Here is a 25,301-nt window from a genome sequence, read left to right on the forward strand (position 1 = left end):
GAGGCTTTAAAGTGGCAAGAAATCCCAGGATCACGTTCATCGGCGCCGGCTCGACGGTTTTCATGAAGAACATCGTCGGCGACGTGCTGCAGCGGCCGGCGCTGTCGGGCGCCACCATCGCATTGATGGACATCAATCCGCAGCGGCTGGAAGAGAGCGCCCTCGTCGTCAACAAGCTGATCGCGACGCTCGGCGTCAAGGCGAAGGCCGAGACCTATTCGGACCAGCGCAAGGCGCTTTCCGGCGCCGACTTCGTCGTCGTCGCCTTCCAGATCGGCGGCTACGAGCCCTGCACCGTGACCGACTTCGAGGTGCCGAAGAAATACGGCCTGCGCCAGACGATCGCCGACACGCTCGGCGTCGGCGGCATCATGCGGGGCTTAAGGACTGTGCCGCATCTATGGACAATCTGCGAGGACATGCTCGCCGTCTGCCCGGAGGCGATCATGCTGCAATATGTCAACCCGATGGCGATCAACACCTGGGCGATCGCCGAGAAATATCCCACGATCAAGCAGGTCGGGCTTTGCCATTCGGTGCAGGGCACGGCGATGGAACTGGCGCACGACCTCGACCTTCCCTATGACGAGATCCGCTACCGCTCGGCCGGCATCAACCACATGGCGTTTTATCTCAAGTTCGAGCATCGCCAGCCGGACGGTTCCTACCGCGACCTTTATCCCGATCTCCTGCGCGCCTATCGCGAGGGCCGCGCGCCGAAGCCCGGCTGGAACCCGCGCTGCCCGAACAAGGTGCGCTACGAGATGCTGACCCGGCTCGGCTATTTCGTCACCGAAAGCTCCGAGCATTTCGCCGAATACACGCCCTATTTCATCAAGGATGGCCGCCCCGACTTGATCGAGAAATATGGCATCCCGCTCGACGAATATCCAAAACGCTGCATCGAGCAGATCGAGCGCTGGAAGGGCCAGGCCGAGGCCTACCGCTCGGCGGACCGGATCGAGGTCGAGCAGTCCAGGGAATATGCCTCCTCGATCATGAATTCGGTCTGGACCGGCGAGCCGTCGGTGATCTACGGCAATGTGCGCAACAATGGCTGCATCACCTCGCTGCCCTTCGATTGCGCGGCGGAAGTGCCGTGCCTGGTCGATGCTTCCGGAATCCAGCCCACTTACATTGGCGAATTGCCGCCGCAGCTCACGGCGCTGATCCGCACCAACATCAACGTCCAGGAACTGACGGTGCGGGCGCTGATCAGCGAGAACCGCGAGCACATCTACCATGCGGCGATGATGGACCCGCATACCGCGGCCGAGCTCGACCTCGACCAGATCTGGTCACTGGTCGACGACCTGCTTGCCGCTCACGGCGACTGGCTGCCGGCCTGGGCACGCAACGGCGGCAGGAGCCAGGCCGCCTGATCAGGCGCCTTTCTCACGCTCGACAGCGCGCCAGCCGATGTCGTGGCGATAAAAGCCCTGCGGCCAGTCGATGCGATCGATCGCCGCGTAGGCCTTTGCCTGCGCCTCGCCGACGGTGGCGCCCAAAGCGGTGACGTTGAGCACACGCCCGCCATTGGCGACCAGCGCGCCGCCATTGACGGCAGTGCCGGCATGGAAGACCTGGACGCCTTCCACCTTGTCGAGACCGCGGATGACGGAGCCCTTTTCCGGCATGCCCGGATAGCCCCTTGCCGCCATCACCACGGTCAACGCCGTCTCGTCGCTCCAGCGCACCGACATATGCGCGAGCTGGCCGTCGACGGCGGCGTTGAGCAGGACGAGCAGGTCGTCCTTCAGCCGCATCATCAGCACCTGGCATTCGGGATCGCCGAAGCGGGTGTTGTACTCGATCAGCTTCGGCCCGCTGTCGGTGATCATCAGGCCGGCGAAGAGGATGCCGGCGAAGGGCGCGCCGATATTGGCCATGCCGCGCATGGTCGGCTCGATGATCTCGCGCATGGTGCGCTCGGTCATTTCCGGCGTCATCACCGGCGCCGGCGAATAGGCGCCCATGCCGCCGGTGTTCGGCCCGGTATCGCCGTCGCCGACGCGCTTGTGGTCCTGCGCGGTGCCGAAGGGCAGCGCCGTGGCGCCGTCGCACAGGCAGAAGAAGCTCGCCTCCTCGCCGGTCAGATACTCCTCGACCACCACCTCGGCTCCAGCGGCACCGAAAGCGCCGTCGAAACAGGCTTCGAGCGCGGCGTGCGCCTCCTCCAGCGTCATGGCGATCGTGACGCCCTTGCCGGCGGCAAGGCCGTCGGCCTTGATGACGATCGGCGCGCCGGTCTCCTCGACATAGGCCTTTGCCGAGGCAAGGTCGCTGAAGCGGCCATAGGCGGCGGTCGGGATGTTGAACTTCGCGCAAAGATCCTTGGTGAAGCCCTTCGAGCCCTCGAGCCGCGCCGCCGCCTTTGACGGACCGAAGACGCGGATGCCCCAGGCGCGCAGGTCGTCGGCGATGCCGGCGACCAGCGGACCTTCCGGACCGACCACGACCAGGTCGATCTTCTTCTCCTGGCAGAAGGAGGCGACGGCGGAGTGGTCGGCGACGTCGAGCTTGACCAGTTCGGCGACACGGCCGATGCCCGGATTGCCTGGCGAGGCATAGAGCTTCGTCAGCAGCGGCGAGGCGGCCATCTTCCAGGCGAGCGCATGTTCGCGGCCACCCGAGCCGAGAAGAAGAACATTCATGGCCACCTCTTGCTGCCGATCGTCCTCGTCGAGAGAACCCGCTATTGGTCCGCGGGCGATGGGTCAAGGCATCTTGGCATTTTGGCGGCAATTGCGCACGGGAACATGGCCCGCATCGAGGGGAATGAGGCAAGTCCCGTCGCCGGCCGGGCCGGAAAAACGACTCAAGCCCGGAAGACGACTCTAGCTCTGGAAAACGACCGGGAACCAGTCCTCGCGCAATTTCTGGCCGGGCTTCATGTCGTGGCCGGTATAGGGCGGCGAGGTGCGGCCGGGACGCTCGACATAATGCGCGTCGTCGCCGACCCAGCGCAGCGACAGCGCCCGGCGGCGTGCCGAAGTCAGGTTGCCGCGCGCGCCGTGCGCCGTGCGGAAATCGAACAAGATGGCGTCGCCGGGCTCCATCTCCCATTCGAGCACCTTCATCGAGGGGTCGTTGTCTGGATCCGGCACCGGCCGGTAATCGCCCTCGCCGGCATAGAAGTTGTCGTCGTTCAGCCAGCGTACCGGCAGCACCATCTTTTCCCATTTGTGCGAGCCGGCGATCAGCCTCAGCGTCGCTTCCTTCACCGGATCGATCGGGATCCAGAAGCTCACCGTCTGGCTGCCGTCGACGAAGTAATAGGGAATGTCCTGGTGCCACGGCGTCGGCTTCTGGGTGCCGGGCTCCTTGACCAGGACGTGGTCGTGGAAGAACTGAGCGGTGCGCGACTGCATGACCGCGGCCGCGAGCTCGGCGGCCGGCGATTCCCTGACGATCCTGACGAATTCCGGGATGCGCTCCCAGTTGCAGTAGTCGTCGAAGAAGCTGCCCTTGCCGCCGGCAATGTCGGAAGCCGTGGCGCTGCGGTTCTCAATGTTGCGCTCGATGCCGTCGGCGATGACATCGACCCAGTCCTTGAAGGCACCACGGATGCAGACAGCGCCGTCGCGCTGATAGTCGGCAATCGTCGAAGCATCGATCTTTGGGCTGGCCATGGCGCTCTCCTTGATTAGGCGAGCGACTATCGCAAGCGCTGGACATCGCGTAAAATAATAACTTGTCATCTAGTTTATAGTTTTTACCTATGAGACCGACCCTCACCCAGTTGCGCTATGTCGTTGCCGTGGCCCGCTATGGCAGCGTGACCTCGGCCGCCTCGGCGCTCAATGTTTCGCAGCCGTCGATCTCCGTGGCGATCGACAATGTCGAGGATGCGCTTGGCCAGAAGCTGTTCGTGCGCCAGCGGGGAAGCGGCGTTGCGCTGACATCCTTCGGCCGCAGGGCCGTCGCCAAGGCAAGGCAGGTGCTGGGCGAAGCGGACGAGCTCGCGGCGCTCGGATCGCGCGATGCCGATGTCGGCGGCGAATTGGTGCTCGGCTGCTTCGAGGACCTGGCGCCCTATTTCGCGCCGGCGCTGATGCGCGCCTTCGCCGAGCGCTGCCCAGCCGTCACGGTCGTCATCGGCGACGAAACCTTCGACACGCTGGGGCGGCGGCTGGCCGACAGCGCCGTCGATCTCGGCCTCACCTACGATCTTGGTCTGCCCGGGCATTTCAAGCGCATTCTGCTGCATGAGTTGCGGCCGCACGCGCTTTTGCCGGCGGGCCATGAGCTTGCGGACAAGCACGCCGTCAGCCTGGCGGAACTGGCGCAGCATCCGCTGATCACCACCGACCAGCCGCACAGCTGGCAGCACATGCTGGACCTTTTCCTTAGCCGCGGCCTGTCGCCGATCGCCCGGGCGGCGACGAGCTCGTTCGAATTGCAGCGCTCCATGGTGGCCAACGGGTTCGGCGTCGCGGTCAGCTATACGAGGCCGCATGGCGACCGCAGCTATGACGGGCTGCCGTTGGTCTGCAAGCCGCTTTCCGATCCGCTGCCCATGCAGCGCATCATCCTGACCCATGACACGCGCCAGCGCCTGTCGAAGGCGGCCGTGGCCTTCATCGACGTCGCCAAGGCATGGTTTGCCAGTCACGATGTTTTCACCGCCTAGGGCTTCAACGCCCAAGTTTTCAACACTTGAGCGACAACGCGGCCGCTTGACGGCGCTGCTTGCTGCTGCCACTCCAGCGTGATGGAAACCGTCCAGTCGAAAGCAGCACAGGGCCGGGTCGCCGACGCGCCGAGCGGCCATTGGGTCTACCGGGTGCTGCCGCGCTGGCTCTGGCCCTACGCGCAGCTCGCGCGCTGGGACCGGCCTATCGGCTGGCAGCTCTTGTTGTGGCCGTGCTGGTGGTCGGCGGCACTTGCCGCGGGCGCCTATCCGCGCCCGACCGACCCGTTGCTGACGCTGCTTCCGGCGCCCTGGTACCTGTTCCTGTTTTTCGTCGGCGCCGTGGCCATGCGCGGCGCCGGCTGCACCTACAACGACCTCGCCGACGTGGACATCGACAACCAGGTCGAGCGCACCCTCTCGCGGCCGTTGCCGGCCGGCAAGGTCACGCGCCGCCAGGCCTGGGCTTTCGTCATCATCCAGGCGCTTATCGGGCTTGCCGTGCTGTTGCAGTTCAACAGCTTCGCCATTCCGCTCGGCATCGCCTCGCTGGCGATCGTGGCCGTCTATCCCTTCATGAAGCGCATCACCAACTGGCCGCAATTTGTGCTGGGGCTCGCCTTCTCCTGGGGCGCGCTGATGGGCTGGGCGGTCGAGTTCGGCGACATCGATGATCCAGCCATCATGCTCTATATCGGCTCGATCCTGTGGGTGATCGGCTACGACACGATCTACGCGCATCAAGACAAGGAAGACGACGCCATCGTCGGCGTGCGTTCGACGGCGCGGCTGTTCGGCGACAACACCAAGACCTGGCTGGTCGGGCTCTATGGCGGCGCGCTGGTCTGCTTCGCCATCGCCTTCGCTTCGGCGCAGGTGCCCGTGGTGGCGCTGGCCGGGCTGATCGCCGCCGGCGCGCATATGGCGCGCCAGATCATCCGGCTCGACATCGACAATCCCGACCAGTGCCTGAAGCTGTTCAAGTCGAACAACCAGGTCGGCTGGCTGATCTTCCTCGGCCTGATCGGCGGTTCGGTGTGGATATGGCTGAAGCCACTGGTGTAGTCTTCCTTCTCCCCGTTCCACGGGGAGAAGGTGGCGGCAGCCGGATAAGGGGCGGCGCCAACCTTGAAGGTTAGATGAAATACGCGGCGGCGCTGTCGCGAGTGATTGGGTTTTGAGGTGGCCAAACACCTAGGTCGGCGCTGCCCCTCATCGCCCTGCCGGGCACTTCTCTCCGTATAGTGACGGGGAGAAGACTGTCACCGGCGGCTACTCCCTTGCGATAATCTCCTGGCCGTCGATGACCAGTCTCAGGCCAAGGTTGCCGGACTTGCGGCGGGCAAGGAAGCGCGGGCGGCGCATGTTGGAGACGCGGCCCTTGCGGCGCTCCTGCGGCGGCAGCGACTTGATGGCGGCGCCGAGCGATTCCTCCAGCGTGCGGGCTATGCCGTCGGCCTCGATCAGAAGCATCGGCAGGCGATAGGCATCGGCCCAGGCGCGCCAGTCGGCGGCGACGTCGTCGAGGTCGTCGGCGACCAGAAGCGGCACCGACAGCATCGGATCATTGTGCAGAAGCTCCAGCGTCACCGTGACATTGCCCTCCGGATCCTCCATGGCGCGGGCGGCCACGCCGCGGAACGCCTTGGCGGGCAGCGCGATGATCGCCGGCACGCCGCTCATCTCCAGCACACGGCGGATGACGGCGCCGCGCTGGTCGATGGTGAAGGTTACATCGCCATAGTCGTCGCGGGTGGCATAGCTCACCATCTGCGGTAGGCGAAACGGGTCGAGACGCATGTTGCGCCCGGCCCAGACTGGCTTCAGTCCAGTGTTCATCGATGTCTTCCCTGTTAGTCCTGAGGGCCGTTTTCCGGTTCTCTCAGGGCCGGTTTTTCCGGCCTCGTTATGGGAAGAAACATTAGCGCTCGCTTCTTACCGGCGCGCTTAAGAAAGTCGGTTAAATTTTGCTGATCTGAGCCGATGGTTATCGGAATGCGACCAGCGCCCGATGTGGTGAGGATCAGATAACCTTACCGGGATTCATGATGCCGGCCGGATCGAAGGCCGCTTTCACGCGGCGCATAAGGTCGATCGCCATCGGCGGCGCCGTGGCGATCAGCTCGTCGCGCTTCAACTGGCCGATCCCGTGCTCGGCCGAGATCGAGCCATGGAAGGAGCGCACGACATCGTGCACCGCGTTGTTCATGGGATGGTAGAGCTCGAGGAACGCCTCGTCCTGCCAATCCACCGGACGCGAGATGTTGTAGTGAAGATTGCCGTCGCCCATGTGGCCGAAGCAGACGACGCGCGCGCCGGGGCAAACCCGCTCAACCACGCCGGCCGCTTTTTCGATGAACTCGGGGATCGAGGCGATCGGCACGGAGATGTCGTGCTTGATCGAGGCGCCCTCCGGCTTCTGGCATTCGGGGAGCGTCTCGCGGAAATTCCAGAAAGCATCGCCCTGGGCAAGGCTTGCCGAGACCACGGCGTCGCCGACGATGCCTTGTTCAAGGCCGGCTGAAAGAATCTCTTCGATCAGCGCCCTGCCGTCTTCTTCGGAACGGCCGGAAGAGACCTGCATCAGCACATACCATGGCCAGCCGTCGGCCAGCGGCCGGGTGATGCCTTGCCCGTGCTTGAGCGTAAAGTCGTAGGGCCTTCTGGCGATCAGCTCGAAAGCGGTGAGCGAGGCGCCGGCGCGATCCATCGCCAGCGTGAACAGCGAAAGCGCGTCGTGCGGGGACGACGGCAGGCCGGCAAAAGCGACCTCCCTGCCTTTCGGCTTCGGGAAAAGCTTCAGCACCGCGGCGGTGATGATGCCGAGCGTGCCTTCGGCGCCGACGAACAAGTTCTTCAGATCGTAGCCGGTGTTGTCCTTCTTCAATTTGCGCAGGTCGTCGAGCACCTCGCCGGTCGGCAGCACGACCTCGACGCCGAGGCAGAGCTCGCGCGCATTGCCATAGGCCAGCACGCCGGTGCCGCCGGCATTGGAGGAAAGATTGCCGCCGATCTGGCAGGACCCCTGGGCGGCGAGCGACAGCGGAAACAGCCGGCCAGCGGCGTCAGCCGCTTCCTGCAGGGTCTGCAGGATGACGCCGGCCTCGGCGGTCACCGTATTCGACAGGACATCGATCTCGCGGATGCGGTTCAGCCTGGACAGCGACAGCACGATGTCGTGTCCGGATTTGTCCGGCACCTGGGCGCCGACCAGCCCGGTGTTGCCGCTCTGCGGCACGATCGGCGTTCCGGTCTCGGTCGCAAGCCGCATGATGCGGCTCACTTCCTCGACGCAGCCGGGGCGCAGCACCAGCGATGTCCGGCCATGCCAAAGGCCACGCCGCTCGGTGATGTAAGGCGCGATGTCGGCCGGGTCGCGCAAGGCATATTTGTCGCCGACGATGGCCGTGAAGCGGTGGATGACGGCGGGATCGAGATCGAAGGGCTGATCGTTCATGAAACAAACCCTAGGGCGCTCAGGCAAGCTTGTCACGTGGCGCGGCGGCGCGGGCAAGCCGGTCATTGATCGCCTCGCCCAGGCCCTCCAACGGGATCGGCTCGACGGCGATGGTCGCGGCGCCGACACGATCGAGCGCCTGCATGAAGGCGAACAGATTGCTGGCTGCCTCGCGCAGGTCGCCCGTTTCGGAGAGGTTGCGCAACGCAGCGGCCCGTTCCCAGCCCTCGGCGCGATCGCGGCCGAACGCAAGCAAAGCCTCGCCTTCGGCAACATCCCCGACATTAAGCCGCATCGCGGCGCCCGGCGCGTAATGCGAGGCAAGCATGCCCGGCGCCTCGATACCGCTCGCGCCGCGCGATAGTTTCGCGCCGGCCACCGCCTCGATCTCCTCGGCGCCGATGCCGCCGGGCCGCAGCAGCCGCAGCCTGCCGTCCTCGACCTTGACGATGGTCGATTCCAGTCCGACAGGCGTCGCGCCACCATCGACGACCAGCCTAATCCTGTCACCGAGATCGGCGGCGACCGCGCCTGCCGTCGTGCCGCTGATCTTTCCGGAGGAATTGGCGCTGGGGGCCGCGAGCGGCCGGCCGAGCCGCGCGATCAGCCCGCCGCCGAACCCGCGCGGCATGCGCAGCGCGATCGTGTCCAGCCCCGCGGTGACCAGCGGATGGATGCCGCTGTCCGCCCTGTGCGGCAGCACCAGCGTCAGCGGGCCGGGCCAGAAGGCTTCGGCCAATCTTGCCGACAGCGGATCGAAGCCGGCGATACGGTCCGCCATGGCGCGATCCGCGACATGGGCGATCAGCGGGTTGAAGCGCGGCCGGCCCTTGGCCTCGAAAATGCGCGCCACGGCAACGCCATTGGTGGCATCGCCGGCCAGGCCGTAAACCGTCTCGGTCGGAATGGCGACGACGTCGCCGCCTTCGAGCAACGCCAAAGCCCGCTCCAGAGCCTCGCCGATCGCCAGTATCTCAGCCAAATTCGCCACCAGTCCTGAACATGCCGGTCCCGTAATACGGCCGCTTGCATCGGGCAAGTGCGGGCATTGGCGATTTATCAATCCCTAAAATGTTAAGTTTCCAAGCAAGCCGGCTTCAATGTGCCGGTCCTAAGGTGTGGGTTTGATGCGGTTGCGGGCTGGGGAGTTCTTGTGATGCGTTTGCTTGGAGCGTTCGGTATCGGCCTTCTGGCGATGAACGGCGCGGCACATGCCTCGTCGATCGTCGTGGTCGGACCCTCGACCTCGACGCCTTCCGTCGTCAGGCTGAATGCGATCGAGCCGACCAAGCTGTCCGCGGCCTCGACGCCGTCGATGATCGCGCTTGGCGACCCTATGCCCGCCGTCACCGATGAAAAGGTCGCGGCGATCCCCGAGAAATCCGGGCACCAGCAGCCCCCGATGATCATCCGGGGCGGTATTGTCGGCGGCGCTTTCGCAGCGCCGGCGGCGACCGCGTCGGCCAAGCCTGCAACAGCCACAACCACACCCGCCACCACCGCGCCGGCAAACCGCACTTCGCCGGCAACGCCCGCGAACGGCACCGCGTCCGCTTCGAACGGCAGCGGCAAGACCGCCGCCCAGCCAGGCGCGACAGCCGATGCGCAGCCACAGGCGCAACCGCAAACTGCCCAGCCACTGCCGCGCGTCGGCAAGGCGATGTAGATCACACTGGATACCACCTCGATATGCTAGGCGCTTGAACTTTGTCCGATCTCCGTCATGCGGATCGGGCACGATGGCGCTGGCGTTTCAAAAAGGGGGATTTCATGACTGTTTCGAAAGCAATCGCCGTCGCCGGCCTGATGGCGGCAACCGCGCTGGGCGCGGGCACGGCGAGTGCCGATGATATGCTCGGCTCTTACACGGCGCGGATTTCCGATCGCGATCATCGCGCCAGCGACGGCTATCCGCTCGGCAGCGCGGCGCAGATGGTGCGGCAGGACCGCGCCAACTGGCACAAGTTCCATCGGCGCGACGGCGACGACCAGGGCGATCCCTGGTTCCGCAGCGACGGCTCGCGCGCCGACCTGCAGCGCATGCTGGAACGCGGCGGCGCCATGAGCAACTCGACCCGGCGCGCGATCGTCAATGGCGAGCCGCTGATCGAGGTCGACGTCTATCCGGACAGCGTCCGGGTCAGCATCGTGGAAGACTGACTAGGTCAGCTTCTGAAGATTGACGGGTCAATCTTCCTGGGAGATTGACGAGCCTGACGAAAAAGGGCGACGCGTAACGCGCCGCCCCTCATGCTTCACACAACAGGAGACGGCTCAGGCCGCTTCTTCCTTGTCGTCATCGTCGGACTCGTCGGCGTCGTCTTCATCGTCCTCGCCATCTTCATCCTCGTCGTCGGACTCATCGTCGCCCGAGGCTTTGGCTTCCTCGTCGGCGTCATCGTCTTCGTCGTCGCCGTCTTCGTCGTCATCTTCATCCTCGTCTCCCGACTCATCGTCGGCCGAGGCAGTGGCCTCCTCGCCGTCTTCGTCATCTTCCTCATCGTCCTCGGACGGATCGGCAGATTCGACCGCTGCGGCAGCGGCGTGGTCGAGGAGGTTTTCGGAAGCGGATTCGATGGCCTCGGCGGCGGCCGAGGTCTCTTCAATCAGGTCGATATCGTCAACGGAATTCATGGCATGCCTCCGTGTTTGGGAACGTCTTACGGCGCGCCGCGGGAAACGATCTCGGGGAACGCGCCTTAAGTCTTTGGTTGATGCATGTCGTTGCCCCAGAACCGCTCGGCGATTCTGGACGACATGCATCCTTGTCCCATGCGGAGGTCATCGCCGTGTGACTGTAAGCCGGCTCCGGCGCATAAAATTTCGGGCGCCGAATTGTCGAGGAATGCTCGCATTCTAGCGAATGCGGGCCAGTTGAAAGGCGCGATTTTTGCGCTGTCAGCCGACGATTTTTGAAAAATCCGCGACCTGGTCGGTGGCGGCGCGGATGCGGGCGAGCAGCGCCAGACGGTTGGCGCGCACGGCCTGGTCCTCATCATTGACGAGAACGCCCTCAAAGAATGAATCAACCGGTTCGCGCAAAACGCTAAGCGCCAGCATGGCGGAGGAAAAATCTTCGTTCTGAATCGCTTGGCCGGCTTCCTTCTCAGCCTGATTCACCGCGGCATAGAGCTTATTTTCCGCTTCCTCGCGGAACAATGCCGGCTCAACAGTCTCGGCGACCAGCGTTTTCTTCTTCTCCTCGGCGGCGAGAATGTTGGCCGCGCGCTTGGTACCGGCTAGCAGGTTCTTGCCTTCGTCGGTGTCGAGCAAGGAACCCAGCGCCTCGACGCGGCGGACGATCTGCAGCAGGTCATCGGACTGCGGCGTGATGACGGCATCGATCAGATCGTGCCGCGCGCCTTGGTCGCGGAGATAGACTTTCAGGCGGTCGTGGAAGAAAGCGAGGAGATCGAGCGCGCCTTCATCAATGCTTCGGCCTCCTACCGACCTGATGATTGAAAAGGCGGCGTCTCCCCCTACGATAAACGCTGTACTTTGATCGGATGCTGCTTTCGCCTTTTCCAAGCGTTGGCGAGTGGCAACGTGCGCCTCATGCCGCCGCACCTCTCGAAAGTGGGGCGACATCACCGTTGCGAGTTCAATGTCCAATCCGTTCTCAATCAGAATTCTCACCACGCCAAGCGCCGCCCGCCTCAAGGCATACGGATCTTTGGAGCCTGTCGGTTTCTCGTCGATTACCCAGAAGCTAATGAGAGTGTCGAGCTTGTCGGCGAGCGCCACCGCAACCGAGAACGGATCGGTCGGCACGCGGTCGGATGGGCCTTGCGGTTTGTAGTGCTCCTCGGCCGCCGCAGCCACGGATGCATGCTCGCCCTGCAGCAGCGCGTATTTGCGGCCCATGGCGCCTTGCAGTTCCGGAAACTCGCCGACCACTTCGGTCTGCAGATCGGCTTTGGCGAGCACCGACGCGCGGGCGACGAGCGCGCTGTCGGCGCCGACGACCGAGGCAAGCTCCTCAGCCAGCCGCTTGATGCGCGCGACCCTCTCCCCTTGCGTGCCGAGCTTGGCATGGAAGGTCACGTTGAGGTGGTCGAGGCGCGCCATGCGCTGGTCGAGCGGCTTCTTCAAATCCAGGTCGAATTTCGCCGCCGATTCCCCGAGTTGGTCGAGGTCCGGCAGGTCGCCCTGATCGGTCTTCCAGAAATAGAGCGCATCGGACAGACGCGCGCGCACCACCTTGCCGTTGCCGTAGGCGATCTCCTTGCCGCCATCCTTCGCCTCGATGTTGGCGACCAGGATGAAGCGGTTTGACAGGTCCTCGCCTTTGCCCTGCGGCCGGGTGACGAAGCATTTCTGGTTGGCGCGAATGGTGAGGCGGATGACCTCGCCCGGAATGGTGAGGAAATCCTGCTCGAACTCGCCCATCAGCACGACCGGCCATTCGACCAGGCCGGAGACTTCTTCCAGCAGGCCCTCGTCCTCGACCAGGTCGAGGCCGTTGGCGAAGGCGATGTTGCGGGCGTCTGCCAGGATAATCTCCTTGCGCCGGTCGGCATCGAGCACGACCTTGGCCGCCTCCAACTTTGCCATATAGTCGTCGAAGCGGCGCACGGTGATCGGGCCCGGCGCATGGAAGCGATGGCCGTAGGTGACGTTGCCTGAGCGGATGCCGTCGATCTCGAAATCGACGACGACCGGTTCCTCGGTCTCCGGGCCGAAGGTGCAGACGATCGACTGCAGCGGCCGCACCCAGCGCAGCGAGCCGGGTTTTGCCGAGGCCGGCCCCCAGCGCATCGATTTCGGCCAGGGGAAGTTCCGGATGATGCCCGGCACCAGCTCGGCGATGATTTCTTCGGCTGCCCTGCCCGGCTTCGCGATGTGGGCGACGTAGAAGTCGCCCTTCTTCGGGTCGGAATGGACATGCGCCTCGGCGATCGATGACAGGCCGGCCTTGCGCAGGAAGCCCTGCACCGCCTGCTCGGGCGCCGTGGTCGACGGCCCCTTGATCTCCTCGCGGATGTCCTTGGAGCGCGCGGTCAGGCCCCTTATGTCGAGCGTCAGGCGCCGCGGCGTCCAATATTCACGCGCCGCCTCATAGGTCAGACCCGCCTCGACCAGACCGTCGGTCAGCATCTTCCTGAGGTCGCCGGCCGCCTTGCGCTGCATGCGGGCGGGGATTTCCTCGGAGCGAAGTTCCAAGAGCAGGTCGGGCATAGTTAAGCTCCCCACCCTCCCCTTGATGGGGAGGGTCGGCGCGCAGCGCCGGGGCGGGGTGGCGGCCTCTCAGCCGCCAATACCTTCGGCACCATCGCGCAGATGCAGGTGTGATTTCCGTTCTTCCATCGCCGCATAAATTGTATCGAGCACAGAATCCAGTTCGTTTTTTTATCTCATGGTTCCAGAAGCGGACGACGCGATAGCCCTGGCTTTCAAACCATCGTGTTCGAACTTCATCACGGCGCAGTTGATCGTCAGCGCTGTGGTGGGCGCCGTCCACTTCGACAATCAGCTTCAGCCGATGCGAGATGAAATCTGGATAGTAGGCGCCGACTGACGCCTGTCGGCGGAAGTGTGTCCCTTCGACCGGGATGCGCCACAGGTGCCGCCAGAGCAGCCGTTCTTCGTCGGTCATCGAGGCGCGGAGCCTTCGTGCTGATTGCAACTTGAAACGGTCAAGTTTTGGCATAGGGAAGCGCCAGTCACCCCCATCCGCCGCTTCGCGGCGACCTCCCCCATCAAGGGGGAGGTAAGAGCGCATAGCAACTCGGCCGGCCGCTGTCACCCCGCAAGCAGACCGCCTCTTCAATCGATTTCGCGGAATTTTGCCACCCACTGTCGGGTTGGTGCCGGTCCACCCGTCCTTGGAGCAGAACTTCCCATGAACCGAACGCTGCGCTGAAGCGACAAACGCTCAGGCAGAGACCTATTGGCTGAACGACGATGAAGACGGCATCGAGAACCCTGCAGATCCTGGCGCTCAGCGCCTGCTTCGCCGCCCAGGCGCATGGCACGATCACGATGCCGGGGGTCAGGCAGGCCATGCGTACGATCGACGGCGCAACGGCACAGATCGCGTTGCCGAGCGCCGCCGCCGCCGAGACCGTGAAAGCCGTGTCGGCTTAAGCCGCCGCCAGCCCGCCCGCCCGCGTCTTCAGGAACGCCTCGCCGCACGCCTTGGCCAGATTGCGCACGCGCAGGATGTAGCTTTGCCGCTCGGTGACCGAGATCACGCCGCGCGCGTCGAGCAGGTTGAAGACGTGGCTCGCCTTGATGCATTGGTCGTAGGCCGGAAAGACCATGCGGTGCATCGCCAGATTGTCGCTCGGCTTGGGCGTGCCGGCATCGAGCAGCGCCTTGCACTCGGCCTCGGCGTCCTCGAAGTGTCTCAGCAGCATCGCGGTGTTGGCGAATTCGAAATTGTGGCGCGAATATTCCTGCTCGGCCTGCAGGAAGACGTCACCGTAAGTGACCTTCTCGGCGCCTTCGCGGCCGTTGAAGTTCAGGTCGTAGACATTGTCGACGCCCTGGACATACATGGCGAGCCGCTCCAGGCCGTAAGTCAACTCGCCCGCCACCGGCGCGCATTCGATGCCGCAGACCTGCTGGAAATAGGTGAACTGCGAGACTTCCATGCCGTCGCACCAGCATTCCCAGCCGAGCCCCCAGGCGCCCAGCGTCGGGCTTTCCCAGTCGTCCTCGACGAAGCGGATGTCATGCAGCAGCGGATCGACGCCGATCGCCTCGAGCGAGCCGAGATAGAGTTCCTGCAGGTTCGGCGGATTGGGTTTCAGGATCACCTGATACTGGTAATAATGCTGCAGGCGGTTCGGGTTTTCGCCATAGCGGCCGTCCTTCGGCCGGCGCGAGGGTTGCACGTAAGCGGCGTTCCAGCGCAAGGGACCCAGCGCGCGCAAGGTGGTTGCCGGGTGGAAGGTGCCGGCGCCGACTTCCATGTCGTAGGGCTGCAGGATGAGGCAACCATAGTCCGCCCAGTAATTGTGCAAGGTCAGGATCAGCCCCTGGAAGGAGCGGCTGGGATGCATATGGGCGGGGATCTCGATGGTCACGGCGGCCTCGGAAAGCGCAGGATGACGCTTCCCTAGTTGCCGGGCCGGCAAGCGTCAAGGCGGCGGCTCGCGTCCCGCAAGTGGAAAGCATTGCGGCGGGCTGGCCCATTGCTGTCGAGCAGCGGCCACTGTTTGCTCCGTTGGTTCAACGACAAAGGTTTCGCCATGTCCGGTCAACTCACCGTGCGCCCCGTCACGAGCCAGGATTACGAGCGGTGGCTGCCGCTGTGGGATGGCTACAACGCGTTTTACGGGCGCTCCGGCCCGACGGCGCTAGCCGGCGAGATCACGCAGATGACCTGGTCGCGTTTCTTCGACGCCTATGAGCCGGTGCATGCGCTGGTGGCCGAGCGCGAGGGGAACCTGCTCGGTCTCGTGCACTATCTCTATCATCGCTCGACGACATCGATCGCGCCGAGCTGCTATTTGCAGGATCTCTTCACCACGCAAGCCGCGCGCGGCCAAGGCGTCGGCCGGGCGCTGATCGAGGGCGTCTACGAACGCGCCAGGCAGGCGGGCGCGAACCGCGTCTACTGGCTGACGCATGAGACGAACCACACGGCGATGCAACTCTACGACAAGGTCGCCGAGAAGTCCGGATTCGTCGTCTACAGAAAGATGTTCTAGCTTCTCGACACAGGGATTTGAAAGTCGCCATTTGTCGACGGGCAAGATTTTGACCGATCACTTCCGTGAAATCGGCACAAACGCTGAGGATTGGCTGAAGCCTCCCAACCTCGTCATTCCAGGGCGGAGCAGCCGCGAAGCGGCGTCGCGCAGACCCTGGAATGACGACGGGTGGGCATTTCGACCGATCTCCAACGCATGCCGCCTGCCAACGCCTAAGCTCGGCAGACGCCGAGCTAAACGAAAACGGGGCTCGTCGAGCCCCATTTTCTTGAACGCTGGCGAGCGGGCTAGCCTTTCGGCGCGGGCGTCGGCTCCGGCTTCACCTTCGGGGTTTCCTGCGCGGTGTTGGATTCGATCGGCGGCAGGCCCTTGAGCAGCTTCTGTTGCAAGGTGGCGAGCACATCCGGATCCGGCTTCAGGTCACGCGCCTGGGTCCACTGATAGGTGGCCTCGAGCTTGCGGCCGACGCGCCAGTAAGCATCGCCGAGATGGTCGTTGAGGACCGGATCCTCCGGCTTCAGCGAGACGGCGCGCTCCATCTCGCGCACGGCGTCGTCGAAGCGACCCATGCGGAAATAGGCCCAACCAAGCGAATCGACGATGTAGCCGTCGTTCGGCCGCAGATCCACGGCCTTCTGGATCATCGCCAGGCCTTCCTTGAGGTTCATGTTCATGTCGACCCAGGAATAGCCGAGATAGTTCATGACCTGCGGCTGGTCGGGCTGCAGCTCCAGCGCCTTGCGGAAGTTCGGTTCCGCCTTCGGCCATTCCTTCAGCCGCTCATAAGCGATGCCGCGCTGGTAGAAGATGTTCCAGTTGGCGGCGGTCGGCGTCTTCAGCTGCTCGACGGCCTTGTCGTAGAGATTGGCGGCCGAGCGGAAATCTTCCTTCGAGCCATAGACGCCGCCAAGCGCCAGATAGGCGCGCATGTCCTCCGGATGCTTGTCGAGATAGGCCTTGAGGTGGGAAATCGCTTCGTCGTGCTTGTCGAGATCGGCAAGGTTGAGGCCGATCTGCAGGTCGGAGAGCTCTTTGAGCGGCGAGGACGCCGGAATACGGCGGTATAGCGCGACCGCGCCTTCACCGTCCTTGAGCTGCTCGGCAACGGCGGCAAGCTGCACCAGGGCCGCGTCGCTGTCCGGCTTCAGCGCCAGCGCATATTGCAGATAGAGGCGCACGAAAGGCTCGCCGCCGCCGCGGTTGAGCGCGGTGGCAAGGTCGAGCAGGATTTCGGACGCGCCGTCGGCCGGGCCGGCCACCAGCGGCTCGATCTTGTCGCCCTTGGCAATGCGGTCGCGCAGCGTGGTGATTTCGAGCTTGCCCGGCGCGAAGGCCTCGGCCTGGTTCAACACCGCCAGCGCCTTCGACTTGTCGCCCTTGCGGACGAGGAAGGAGGCATAGGCCTGCGCATTGCGCATCCAGGTTTCGGGCGCGGAGCCGCCGGCCGTGGTGTCGGCCAGGGTGGCGGCGTAGAGTTCATCGGCCTTGTCGTTGAGCCCGGCGGCGTCGGCGATCAGCGCGCGGTGGAACGATTTGAACAGGCCGAACCAGTCCGGGCCCTTGAGCTTGTCAACGGAATCCATGGCCTCGGACGCGTTGCCGGCGCCTTCCTTGGCCCAGCCGTCCATCACGCCGGAAAGCAGCCGGTCGAGATCGGATTCGAGCGAGAGCTTCAACCAGTACTGCGCCTTGGCATAGTCCTTCTTGTGGAAGGAATCGATGGCCAGCGCCAAGCGCGAGAAGCGCTCGACATCCGGCACTTCCTTCAGCTTGTCGGCATAGACCAGCGATTCCTCGAAGCGGCCTTGGGCGACCAGGGCCAGCATCAGGCTCTGCTGCAGATCCTTGTCGTCCGGCGCAAAGGCCAGCGCCTGCTTGTAATAAGCGATCGCGTCGTCGAGGTCGTTGTCGCTTTCAGCGATATGAGCCGCGAGATACGCGCCCGAGAAAGACGTGATCTGGAGCGGTTGGGCATCTTCCTTGGCTTGGACCGGCAGCACCCAAAGCGCCACACCGGTCAAAAATGCCAGCCTCGTCAGCCAGCGCGCACGTCCTTGCCGCATCGTATCCCTTTCAGCCAGATGCGATCCCGCCCTTGGAGGACCGCCCACAAACTCGATCTTTTCCGGTCAAAGCATGGCCTTTTTGGGGTCGGGCTTCAATCGCCAAGCGAATCACAATGCAATCATCCGGCTTAAAAAACGATGCCGCGCCACCGAAAAATCCCGCGCGGAGGCCCGGGATGCCCATATGCCGGCATCGGGCTGCCTGGATCAGGATGACGTTGCGTTGAATCGCCATCCTGATCCAGTTCTTTTGTTGGAGCATGATCTTTTCCGAAAACCGCGGCCCACTTTTTCGGGATCATGCTCTAAAGACGCGTGTCGCTGAATCCGTCGGCGGCAACCGCGTCGCACAGGCCGGACCATTCGCAGCCGGAGCACGCCTGGCGCGTCAGGCCGACGGAAAAAGCCTTGCGCATCCCTGCCAGACTGGAGGCGTCCAGCATGAAACGGTCTCCGGCCTGGATCTGCCGGCCGAGGAAAGCCCCCACGTCGCGCGCGGCGAGCCCGTCCCGCTCAGCGGCGCTTTGGCGCAGGCAATGCGGCTCCGGTTCTCCGAGCAGCGGTGCGCAGATGTCGTCCGGACCGGAAACGATCACCACCCCCTCGCCCTCGCCCAGCCGCTTCACCACCTTGTCGTAGTTGGCGGTGAAGGCCGGCGAGTAGCCCTTGCCGACATAGGTCAGCAGGCAGAGCAGGTGATGGGCGCGCAGCCTGACGGTCATCGCGTCCCGGACGAGCGGTCGCGCTGTTCCGCCCGATAGGTGGAAAAGAGCTTCAGCGTCGCCGCGCCCAGCGCCGACTTGAGCAGGCCGCCGACGATGAAGGGCAGGAAGCCGAAGGTGATGGCCTTCTCGGCGCCGATCATGACGGCGAGCCAGGCGGTGCCGAGAACCAGGCAAAGCAGGTTGCCGATGAGCATGGCGGCGAAGGCGAGCACGACGCGATTGCCGTTCCAGCCGCGTTCGGCCAGCCAGCCGACAACGGCGCCGACGACCGGGAAGGCGAAGAGATAGCCGCCGGTCGGGCCGACGAAATGTTGTATCCCGGCCGCTCCGCCCGCCAGCACCGGAAACCCTGCCGCGCCTTCGACCAGCCAGGCGGCAATGGTGAGCGCACCGAAGCGCCAGCCATAAAGCGCGCCGACCAGCGTGACGGCGAAAGTCTGCATGGTCACCGGCACCGGCACCATTGGCACCTCGATATAGGAGGACAGCGCCAGGAACAGCGAACCGAGGATGACGGCACCGATCTGCCAGGCGAGTGACCGGCTGTGCAGCCGAAGCGGGCTGAAGGAGGGCTTGTAGGTCGAAACGGCTGCGTTGGTCACGGTGTCTTCCTTGGCTTGTGTGAAATTATAGATAATTTTTGAACTTCATCTATTATCGAATCCATATTTTGAAACGAATGGCAAGCGCCTGCCCTCGAATTCGTCATTCCAGGGCGGAGCAAGGAGCGAAGCGACGCGCGCAGACCCTGGAATCCATGTCGTTACGCGGGCCGAAGAATGCAGCGGTGCAGAAGGCGACTGTCTACTCCGGTACCGGTGCCATTGTCTGGATCGCCTCGAAGCTCTTAGGTCACGGAATGGATTCTAGGGTCTGCGCGCGTCGCTTCGCTCCTTGCTCCGCCCTAGAATGACGACCGCGTGAAGGTCGAGCCAACGTCACCCCACGATGGCGAAGGCGTCTCGGGTTCTGCCGGAGGCGGTCTTGACCGGCTTCTGGCCGATCCATTGCACGTGACGACCGAGGGTCGCGGCGGCCGATTCGGTGTTGCCTTGTCTCAGCGCGCTCAGGATCGCGCGGTGATCCTGGTCGGTGCGGATTTCCCACTCGGAGCGCCAGGCCGCGAACAGGAAACGCGCGCTCGCGGCGTGCAGGTCGTCGATGGTGGAGAGCAGGCGCGGCATGTTGCAGGGCGCCAGGATCAGCCGGTGGAAGGTGCGATTGGCCTCTTCCCAGGAGCGCACGTCGCGGGACTTGTCGCCGGCCTTGGTCGCCTCCTCGGCCAGGTCGAGGATCGACGCCGTCAGATGCGGCGCGGCATGGCGCAGCGCCAGCACTTCGAGCGCCGCCCGCATCTCGGCCACTTCCCTCACCTCGCCGAGATCGAAAGAAGCGACGCGCACGCCGCGGCGCGGCTCGCTGATCGCCAAGCCTTGAGCCTCCAGGCGGCGAAAAGCCTCGCGCACCGGGACATGGCTGGTGTTGAATTCCTCCGCGACATGATCCTGGCGCAGCCGCGAGCCGGGCTCAATGGCGCCCGAAATGATGCGGTCCGCCAGTTCCTTGCTGATGCGGACGGCGATCGTGTCTTCTGTGCTGGCCATATTTTATAGATAATTTGCCGGACCGCCCTTTGTCGAGACGGCCGGCGCGCGATTCACAGGCGCCCCGCCCGGCGGATGCCAGGCAAGTCCCGAGAAGACAGACCGGCTCAGTTGACGCGGCTGATGCAGAAATCGATGACGTCGATCAAAGCCGACTTCTGCGGCGTCGCTTCCAGCGGCGCCAGCGCGTCGCGGGCGATCTCGCCGAAATGGCGGGCGCGGCCGATCGTGTCGGCGATGGCGCCGTGGCGGGTCATCAGGCCGATCGCCTTTTCGAGCCCGGCGTCGTCGGCGACATTGTCCTCGATGGCGCGCTTCCAGAAGGTGCGCTCGGCCTTGGTGCCGCGCCGGTAGGCGAGGATCACCGGCAGCGTCACCTTGCCCTCGCGGAAATCGTCGCCGACATTCTTGCCAAGATCCTTGCTCGAGCCGCCATAATCCAGCGCGTCGTCGATGAGCTGGAAGGCCAGGCCGAGATTCATGCCGTATGAGCGAAGCGCGGCGCGATCGGTGCGCGAGGCCTGGGCGATGACCGGCCCGACTTCCGCCGCGGCCGAAAACAGCGCCGCGGTCTTGGCCTTGATGACGGCGAAATGCTCATCCTCGGTGGTCTCGAGGTTTTTCGCGGCGGCGAGCTGCATGACCTCGCCTTCGGCGATGATGGAGGCCGCGGCCGACAGGATGTCCAGCGCCTCCAGCGAACCGACCTCGACCATCATGCGAAACGCCTGGCCGAGCAGGAAATCGCCGACGAGCACGCTCGCCTGGTTGCCCCAGATCATGCGCGCCGTCTTCTTGCCGCGGCGCAGCGCGCTCTCGTCGACCACGTCGTCATGCAGAAGCGTCGCGGTGTGCATGAACTCGACCGCCGTGGCGAGCTTGACATGGCCTTCGCCGGAATAGCCGAACATCTGCGCGGCGGCGAGCGTGAGCATGGGCCGCAGCCGCTTGCCGCCGGACGAGATCAGGTGGTTGGCGATCTCCGGGATCATCTCGACGTCGGAGCCGGCCTTGGACAGGATCAGCTCGTTGACCCGCCCCATGTCGGCCGCCGTCAGATCGATCAAATCCTTGATGGAAGCGGGTTCCCGCTTGCCTTCGATGTTGAGAACGACACCCACCACGACAACTCCCGTCTCTTCAACGCGCACGAGTTAACGCGCACGACGGCACCCTTAATCCCGCACCGACTCTAGGGCGGCACAACCGGGCACGGCAAGAGGCGAATTGGCGCGGCTTCGCCGACGGTGTGTCTATCCGCACGTTTACAGGAACGCCGCAACCTGCGACTTTCGTTCCATGATCGAGCTTGTCCGCACCAACGATGCCGTCGTGATCTCCTTTGTCGAATCGCTGATGCGCGACGCCGGCATCGCCTGTTTCGTCGCCGACCAGAATATGAGCGTGCTCGACGGCTCGCTCGGCATCCTGCCGCGGCGGGTGATGGTCGATGCCGAGAAGGTCGATGCGGCGCGCCGCATCCTCAAGGATGCCGGCATCGAGAACGAGATCCGCAAAAAATAATGGCAGCCAACACCGCCCCCGTCCCGGATACGCCGGCGCACACGGTCGATGCCTTCCATCGCGGGCGCTTCTGGCTGGTGCAGCCGAGCCGGGGCGGTCATCGCGCCGGCATGGACGCCATGATGCTGGCGGCGGCCGTGCCGTCCGGCTTTTCCGGCCGGCTCGCCGATTTCGGCGCGGGCGCCGGCGCGGCGGCCCTTGCCGTGCTGTCGCGCTGCCCGGCGGCGCAGGCAGTGCTCGTCGAACGCTCGGCCGAAATGGCCGGGTTCGCCGCCGCCACGCTTTCGCATCCCGGCAATGCGCATCTCGGCGACCGCGCTTCGGTGCTGGCGGCCGACGTGACGCTGGCCGGCCGGGCGCGTGCGGAAGCCGGCCTTGCCGACAACCAGTTCGATTTCGTCATTATGAATCCGCCGTTCAACGCCGCCGAGGATCGCGCCACCCCCAACGCGCTGCGCAGGGAGGCGCATGTCGTCGAGGACGGGCTGTTTGAGCGCTGGATCAGGAGCGCCGCCGCCGTCGCCAGGCCGCGCGGCGGCCTGGCCGTCATCGCCCGGCCCGAGCAATTGGTCGCCATCCTCGATGCGATCGAGGGGCGCTTCGGCGACGCCGAGATGCTGTGCGTGCATCCGCGGCCGGACGCGGCGGCGATTCGCATCGTCGTCAGGGCGGTGCTCGGCGCGCGTGGAAAACTGTCGATCCGCCCGCCGCTCACCTTGCACGGACCATCGGGCAACGCGCCGGCGGAGCGGACGGAAATGATCAATAACGGCCTGGCATCGCTGTTCGGCGATTGATCCTTGAAGCGCGTCGCGTTGAAATGGATTCTAGCGACGCGCTTCAGGTTTTGTTTTATGCATGTCTTTTTCGCAAAATCGCTGCACACTTTTGCGCGACATGCACTGGCTGGCGATGCGGCATTGCCGTTGGCCAGCGAATTCCTACATGCCCAAAGCAAGCTGACGCCCGTGAAACAGACCAACCGACCTGATCTCATCTTGCTGCTTTGCAAATCGACCGGAGACATTCCTTCGTGAAACGCCTCTTCAACCGCCTGCTGCCGAAATCCTGGCGCTCGACAGCCGTCACCATTCCGGTCATCCGGCTGCAAGGCGCCATCATGGCGGGCGGCGGCCAATTCCGGCCGAGCCTGTCCCTCGCCTCGACGGCCGGCGTCATCGAAAAGGCATTCAGCTTCGATGCGCCGGCGGTTGCCATCTCCATCAATTCGCCGGGCGGCTCGCCGGTGCAGTCGCGGCTGATCTTCAAGCGCATCCGCGACCTGGCGGCGGAAAAGGACAAGAAGGTGCTGGTCTTCGTCGAGGACGTGGCGGCTTCCGGCGGCTACATGATCGCGATCGCCGGCGACGAGATCTTCGCCGACCCGTCGTCGATCGTCGGCTCGATCGGCGTGGTCTCGGCCTCGTTCGGTTTCCCCGAGTTGATGAAGAAGATCGGCGTCGAGCGGCGTGTCCACACCGCCGGGCAGAACAAGGCCGTGCTCGATCCGTTCAAACCGGAAAGGAAGGAAGACGTCGAGCGGCTGAAGGCACTGCAGCTCGACGTGCACGAGACCTTCATCGACCTCGTCAAGGAGCGGCGCGGCAGCAAACTCAAGGACGACCCGGACCTGTTCACCGGCCTGTTCTGGACCGCCAAACGAGGCCTCGAGCTCGGCCTTGTCGATGCGCTGGGCGATATGCGCGGTGTGCTCAGGACGCGTTTCGGCGAAAAGACGCAGCTCAAGTTGATCACCGCGCCGCGCGGGCTTTTCGGCCGATTTGGCCTGTTCGGCTCGCGTGTTTCGGCGCCGGATATCGCGGCGGCCGCCGCCAGCGGCGTCCTCGATGCGGCGGAAGAGCGCGCGCTATGGGCGCGCTTCGGGCTTTGAAAAAGCCATGAATGCGGCTAGCATGGCTGCTTGACCGACCCATTCGACCGGCCTTGCCGCGAGGACGCGGGAGGAGTTTTAGAGATGCCGCAGATCATTTTCTTCGCCGTTGTCGGCGCCGCCGCTTACTTTGGTTACCGCGCTTTCGTGCGCGAGGCCGAGCGCGTGACGGCAAAAATCCGGCGGACCGAGAAACAGGCGGCGAACGGCACGATGGGCACACTGGTCAAGGATCCCAAGACCGGCGAATACCGTCTCGCCAAGGACTGATCCCATCTCGCCAGCAGCCGACATTCTCGAGCCCGGCGCAGAGATCCGGACATGGCTTGCGCCAGCCAAGATCAACCTGGCGCTGCATGTCACCGGACAGCGCACCGACGGCTACCATCTCATCGACAGCCTTGCCGTCTTCACCCGCTTCGGCGACCGGCTCGAGATCGAGCCGGCGGAGCACGACGAGTTCTCGGCATCCGGCCGTTATGCCGCCGGCCTGCCGCTCGACGGCGACAATCTGGTGGTGAAGGCGCGCGATGCCTTGCGCCGGGAAGCCGGCGCGCAGCATGCGCCGCCGGTTGCCATCAAGCTGGAGAAGAACCTGCCGATCGCGTCCGGCGTCGGCGGCGGCTCCAGCGACGCGGCGGCGGCGCTCAACGGCCTTGCGCGGCTCTGGAAGCTCGTTATCGACGACATTTCGCTGGCGCGGATCGGCCTATCGCTCGGCGCCGACCTGCCGATGTGCCTGACGTCAAAACCGCTGGTCGCACGCGGCATCGGCGATGAGGTGTCACCGCTCTCCGCATTTCCGGCGCTTGGCTTGGTCCTGGTCAATCCGGGCGTCGCCGTCCTGACGCCGGACGTGTTCAAGGCGTTGTCCAGCCGCGACAACGAGGCGCTGCCGCCGCTGCCGAAGCGCCTCGACTTCCACGCCATCCGCAACTGGCTGGAGACGACGCGCAACGATCTCGAGGCACCTGCCCGCTCGATCCAGCCGGCGATCGGCGAGGCGCTGAAGGCGCTCAAGCGCGCCGACGCAGCTTTCGTGCGCATGTCCGGCTCGGGCGCTACGTGTTTCGGCCTGTTCGAGACCGGCAATGTCGCCAAGCGCGCGGCGATCGAGATCCGCGCGCGCCATCCCGACTGGTTCGTCGCCGCGACGCGCAGCATGGAGGCGACCGATGGCGAAGCTTGACGAGAGCCGGCCCTTCATCCCCGTGCGCATCGCCGTGCTGACCGTGTCCGATACCCGCAGCCTTACCGACGACAAGTCTGGCCAGACGCTGGCCGACCGCATCACGGAAGCCGGCCATACGCTTGCCGCCCGCGACATCGTCACCGACGACCGCGAGAAGATCCGCGACAAGGTTCTCGGCTGGTCGAAGGACGAAAACATCGATGTCGTCATCACCACCGGCGGCACCGGCTTCACCGGCCGCGACGTGACGCCGGAAGCGCTGGAGCCGATTTTCGAAAAGCGCATGGACGGCTTTTCGGAAGTCTTCCACCGCATCTCCTATGACAAGATCGGCACTTCGACGATCCAGAGCCGGGCGACAGGCGGCGTCGTCAACGCCACCTTCGTCTTCGTGCTGCCGGGCTCGCCCGGCGCCTGCAAGGACGCCTGGGACGGCATCATCAAGGCGCAGCTCGACTACCGGCACATGCCATGCAACTTCGTCGAGATCATGCCGCGGCTGGACGAGCATCTCAGGCGCGGCGGCAAGACTGGTGCATAACTAAAGG

General features: G+C 64.6%; 29 protein-coding genes. 14 read left to right on the top strand and 15 right to left on the bottom strand.

The window, feature by feature from the left end:
* Nucleotides 1-11 precede the first annotated feature (11 nt).
* Complete coding sequence (locus FJ414_RS14355; RefSeq protein ID WP_140645036.1) at nt 12-1,382, top strand: alpha-glucosidase/alpha-galactosidase; 1,371 nt, start codon at nt 12-14, stop codon at nt 1,380-1,382.
* Here the strand turns inward: FJ414_RS14355 and purD are convergent, their stop codons facing one another.
* Both purD and FJ414_RS14365 read right to left on the bottom strand, forming a co-directional pair.
* Nucleotides 1,383-2,654, bottom strand: coding sequence for a phosphoribosylamine--glycine ligase (gene purD / locus FJ414_RS14360; protein ID WP_140645037.1), 1,272 nt, complete (start codon nt 2,652-2,654; stop codon nt 1,383-1,385).
* 183 nt (nt 2,655-2,837) lie between these two features.
* Nucleotides 2,838-3,632, bottom strand: coding sequence for a phytanoyl-CoA dioxygenase family protein (locus FJ414_RS14365; protein WP_140645038.1), 795 nt, complete (start codon nt 3,630-3,632; stop codon nt 2,838-2,840).
* Nucleotides 3,633-3,721: 89 nt separating this feature from the next.
* Here FJ414_RS14365 and FJ414_RS14370 point away from each other — a divergent pair, with 89 nt between their 5' ends.
* A complete protein-coding gene (locus FJ414_RS14370; protein WP_140645039.1) occupies nt 3,722-4,633 on the top strand; it encodes a LysR family transcriptional regulator in 912 nt (303 codons plus the stop codon).
* 81 nt (nt 4,634-4,714) lie between these two features.
* Complete coding sequence (ubiA, locus tag FJ414_RS14375) at nt 4,715-5,698, top strand: 4-hydroxybenzoate octaprenyltransferase (protein ID WP_140645138.1); 984 nt, start codon at nt 4,715-4,717, stop codon at nt 5,696-5,698.
* Nucleotides 5,699-5,905: 207 nt separating this feature from the next.
* Here ubiA and FJ414_RS14380 read toward each other — a convergent pair whose 3' ends face one another.
* From FJ414_RS14380 to FJ414_RS14390, 3 genes are all read right to left on the bottom strand, one after another.
* Complete coding sequence (locus FJ414_RS14380; RefSeq protein WP_140645040.1) at nt 5,906-6,472, bottom strand: DUF6101 family protein; 567 nt, start codon at nt 6,470-6,472, stop codon at nt 5,906-5,908.
* Between the two features lie 184 nt (nt 6,473-6,656).
* The gene (locus FJ414_RS14385) at nt 6,657-8,090 is read right to left on the bottom strand and encodes an FAD-binding oxidoreductase (protein ID WP_140645041.1); all 1,434 of its coding nucleotides are present in this window, start codon (nt 8,088-8,090) and stop codon (nt 6,657-6,659) included.
* A gap of 19 nt (nt 8,091-8,109) precedes the next feature.
* On the bottom strand, nt 8,110-9,072 hold the full coding sequence (locus tag FJ414_RS14390) for an L-threonylcarbamoyladenylate synthase (RefSeq protein ID WP_181181621.1): 963 nt from the start codon (nt 9,070-9,072) through the stop codon (nt 8,110-8,112).
* Between the two features lie 174 nt (nt 9,073-9,246).
* Between FJ414_RS14390 and FJ414_RS14395 the strand changes: the two genes are divergently transcribed.
* Together FJ414_RS14395 and FJ414_RS14400 are read left to right on the top strand one after the other, a co-directional pair.
* On the top strand, nt 9,247-9,756 hold the full coding sequence (locus tag FJ414_RS14395; RefSeq protein WP_140645043.1) for a hypothetical protein: 510 nt from the start codon (nt 9,247-9,249) through the stop codon (nt 9,754-9,756).
* 104 nt (nt 9,757-9,860) lie between these two features.
* Nucleotides 9,861-10,250, top strand: a complete 390-nt coding sequence (locus FJ414_RS14400; protein WP_140645044.1) for a hypothetical protein — start codon at nt 9,861-9,863, stop codon at nt 10,248-10,250.
* A gap of 114 nt (nt 10,251-10,364) precedes the next feature.
* Here FJ414_RS14400 and FJ414_RS14405 read toward each other — a convergent pair whose 3' ends face one another.
* From FJ414_RS14405 to FJ414_RS31790, 3 genes are all read right to left on the bottom strand, one after another.
* Nucleotides 10,365-10,724, bottom strand: a complete 360-nt coding sequence (locus FJ414_RS14405; protein WP_140645045.1) for an ATPase — start codon at nt 10,722-10,724, stop codon at nt 10,365-10,367.
* A gap of 264 nt (nt 10,725-10,988) precedes the next feature.
* Entirely contained in the window at nt 10,989-13,259 is a 2,271-nt protein-coding gene (glyS, locus tag FJ414_RS14410) for a glycine--tRNA ligase subunit beta (RefSeq protein WP_281405799.1), read from the bottom strand.
* Nucleotides 13,147-13,812, bottom strand: a complete 666-nt coding sequence (locus tag FJ414_RS31790) for a DUF559 domain-containing protein (protein ID WP_348640002.1) — start codon at nt 13,810-13,812, stop codon at nt 13,147-13,149. The genes glyS and FJ414_RS31790 overlap by 113 nt, the downstream gene beginning before the upstream one ends.
* A 182-nt stretch (nt 13,813-13,994) precedes the next feature.
* On the opposite strand from FJ414_RS31790, the gene FJ414_RS14420 reads away from it, so the two are divergent.
* Nucleotides 13,995-14,177 carry a hypothetical protein gene (locus FJ414_RS14420; RefSeq protein ID WP_140645047.1) on the top strand — a complete coding sequence of 61 codons (183 nt, stop codon included), beginning with the start codon at nt 13,995-13,997 and terminating at the stop codon, nt 14,175-14,177.
* On the opposite strand, the gene FJ414_RS14425 is transcribed toward FJ414_RS14420, so the two are convergent.
* Nucleotides 14,174-15,097, bottom strand: a complete 924-nt coding sequence (locus FJ414_RS14425) for a glycine--tRNA ligase subunit alpha (protein ID WP_176480037.1) — start codon at nt 15,095-15,097, stop codon at nt 14,174-14,176. The genes FJ414_RS14420 and FJ414_RS14425 overlap by 4 nt on opposite strands.
* Before the next feature lie 189 nt (nt 15,098-15,286).
* Here FJ414_RS14425 and FJ414_RS14430 point away from each other — a divergent pair, with 189 nt between their 5' ends.
* A complete protein-coding gene (locus tag FJ414_RS14430; RefSeq protein WP_140645048.1) occupies nt 15,287-15,748 on the top strand; it encodes a GNAT family N-acetyltransferase in 462 nt (153 codons plus the stop codon).
* A gap of 290 nt (nt 15,749-16,038) precedes the next feature.
* Here FJ414_RS14430 and FJ414_RS14435 read toward each other — a convergent pair whose 3' ends face one another.
* The 6 genes from FJ414_RS14435 to FJ414_RS14460 form a co-directional block, all read right to left on the bottom strand.
* A complete protein-coding gene (locus tag FJ414_RS14435; protein ID WP_140645049.1) occupies nt 16,039-17,814 on the bottom strand; it encodes a tetratricopeptide repeat protein in 1,776 nt (591 codons plus the stop codon).
* 10 nt (nt 17,815-17,824) lie between these two features.
* The gene (locus FJ414_RS14440) at nt 17,825-18,079 is read right to left on the bottom strand and encodes a hypothetical protein (protein ID WP_140645050.1); all 255 of its coding nucleotides are present in this window, start codon (nt 18,077-18,079) and stop codon (nt 17,825-17,827) included.
* Nucleotides 18,080-18,122: 43 nt separating this feature from the next.
* The gene (locus FJ414_RS14445) at nt 18,123-18,539 is read right to left on the bottom strand and encodes a DUF1284 domain-containing protein (RefSeq protein ID WP_140645051.1); all 417 of its coding nucleotides are present in this window, start codon (nt 18,537-18,539) and stop codon (nt 18,123-18,125) included.
* On the bottom strand, nt 18,536-19,144 hold the full coding sequence (locus tag FJ414_RS14450) for a biotin transporter BioY (protein ID WP_140645052.1): 609 nt from the start codon (nt 19,142-19,144) through the stop codon (nt 18,536-18,538). Before FJ414_RS14450 ends, FJ414_RS14445 begins: the two co-directional genes overlap by 4 nt.
* 336 nt (nt 19,145-19,480) lie before the next feature.
* Nucleotides 19,481-20,146 (bottom strand): GntR family transcriptional regulator, encoded by a 666-nt coding sequence (locus FJ414_RS14455; RefSeq protein ID WP_140645053.1) that lies wholly within the window; start codon nt 20,144-20,146, stop codon nt 19,481-19,483.
* Between the two features lie 107 nt (nt 20,147-20,253).
* Nucleotides 20,254-21,267, bottom strand: a complete 1,014-nt coding sequence (locus tag FJ414_RS14460) for a polyprenyl synthetase family protein (RefSeq protein ID WP_140645054.1) — start codon at nt 21,265-21,267, stop codon at nt 20,254-20,256.
* A gap of 178 nt (nt 21,268-21,445) precedes the next feature.
* Here FJ414_RS14460 and FJ414_RS14465 point away from each other — a divergent pair, with 178 nt between their 5' ends.
* From FJ414_RS14465 to moaB, 7 genes are all read left to right on the top strand, one after another.
* Complete coding sequence (locus tag FJ414_RS14465; RefSeq protein WP_027164594.1) at nt 21,446-21,670, top strand: DUF2007 domain-containing protein; 225 nt, start codon at nt 21,446-21,448, stop codon at nt 21,668-21,670.
* Nucleotides 21,670-22,467 carry a methyltransferase gene (locus tag FJ414_RS14470; RefSeq protein WP_181175342.1) on the top strand — a complete coding sequence of 266 codons (798 nt, stop codon included), beginning with the start codon at nt 21,670-21,672 and terminating at the stop codon, nt 22,465-22,467. Before FJ414_RS14465 ends, FJ414_RS14470 begins: the two co-directional genes overlap by 1 nt.
* A 3-nt stretch (nt 22,468-22,470) precedes the next feature.
* The gene (locus FJ414_RS31490; protein WP_181181622.1) at nt 22,471-22,707 is read left to right on the top strand and encodes a hypothetical protein; all 237 of its coding nucleotides are present in this window, start codon (nt 22,471-22,473) and stop codon (nt 22,705-22,707) included.
* Nucleotides 22,704-23,561, top strand: a complete 858-nt coding sequence (locus FJ414_RS14475; protein WP_140645055.1) for a S49 family peptidase — start codon at nt 22,704-22,706, stop codon at nt 23,559-23,561. The genes FJ414_RS31490 and FJ414_RS14475 overlap by 4 nt, the downstream gene beginning before the upstream one ends.
* 84 nt (nt 23,562-23,645) lie before the next feature.
* Nucleotides 23,646-23,831: a membrane protein gene (locus FJ414_RS14480; RefSeq protein ID WP_027164591.1), complete on the top strand. Its 186-nt coding sequence runs from the start codon at nt 23,646-23,648 to the stop codon at nt 23,829-23,831.
* 22 nt (nt 23,832-23,853) lie between these two features.
* Nucleotides 23,854-24,750: a 4-(cytidine 5'-diphospho)-2-C-methyl-D-erythritol kinase gene (locus FJ414_RS14485; RefSeq protein WP_140645056.1), complete on the top strand. Its 897-nt coding sequence runs from the start codon at nt 23,854-23,856 to the stop codon at nt 24,748-24,750.
* Nucleotides 24,737-25,294, top strand: coding sequence for a molybdenum cofactor biosynthesis protein B (moaB, locus tag FJ414_RS14490; RefSeq protein WP_140645057.1), 558 nt, complete (start codon nt 24,737-24,739; stop codon nt 25,292-25,294). Before FJ414_RS14485 ends, moaB begins: the two co-directional genes overlap by 14 nt.
* Nucleotides 25,295-25,301: the final 7 nt, after the last annotated feature.

This window comes from Mesorhizobium sp. B3-1-6 (genome assembly GCF_006439555.1).
Taxonomy (GTDB): domain Bacteria; phylum Pseudomonadota; class Alphaproteobacteria; order Rhizobiales; family Rhizobiaceae; genus Mesorhizobium.